Source organism: Bartonella sp. DB5-6, from assembly GCF_000278115.1.
Lineage (GTDB): Bacteria > Pseudomonadota > Alphaproteobacteria > Rhizobiales > Rhizobiaceae > Bartonella > Bartonella refiksaydamii.
On record NZ_JH725121.1, the window covers coordinates 98,934 to 99,509 of the forward strand.

The 576-nt window shown below is 39.8% G+C and carries 1 protein-coding gene and 1 pseudogene; both read left to right on the forward strand.

Going from position 1 to position 576, the window contains the following annotated elements; all coding sequences use genetic code 11:
- A pseudogene (locus MCO_RS11330) lies at positions 1 to 119 on the forward strand (transcriptional regulator); the annotation flags it as partial.
- 272 nt (positions 120 to 391) lie between these two features.
- The coding region (locus MCO_RS11595) for a helix-turn-helix domain-containing protein (RefSeq protein ID WP_007553664.1) at positions 392 to 576 on the forward strand (185 nt) is incomplete at its 3' end.

Sequence of the window (576 nt, forward strand, 5' to 3'; positions counted from 1 at the left end):
ATGACGAGCTAATATCGAGCAGAGAGGAATATCTGCTTTTAAAAAGATTTAGAGTTTTAACATCGGTAAAACAAAGAGCAATTTTACAACTCATCGCTGATCAGAATGAAAATTTTTAACATCATGCTAGAGATCTACACTCTCTGTTCATAAAAAACACTGCTTTCATTTTTATTGTAAATCCCCTGAAATTGCTTTATGACTTAAAAGGTGTTTTTGGTCGCATACGCAACGACCAATAGGGCCTGGAAGCCTGAAAAACTCAAACGCGAAAAATGAGCCCGTTTTGAGGGTATCCCGGAGTTCCGGGGGTTCTTGTTATGTCCAAGTGCTCTCAGCACTAAAAGCAAGAAACTGTTTGAGTTCAGTACTTCCAGACCCCGGAATACCAATGCGAGGGCGCTCGCAACCGGCGGGGGGCTCTAAAATGCAAACCAAAACTCTCAACGACGTTTTTGTAGGCAAGAGAATTCGTTTTAGACGAAAAATGTTGAAAATGTCTCAAAAACAATTAGCGCATGCTTTAAGTGTAAGCTACCAACAAATTCAAAAATATGAAACAGGCTTAAATCGTGT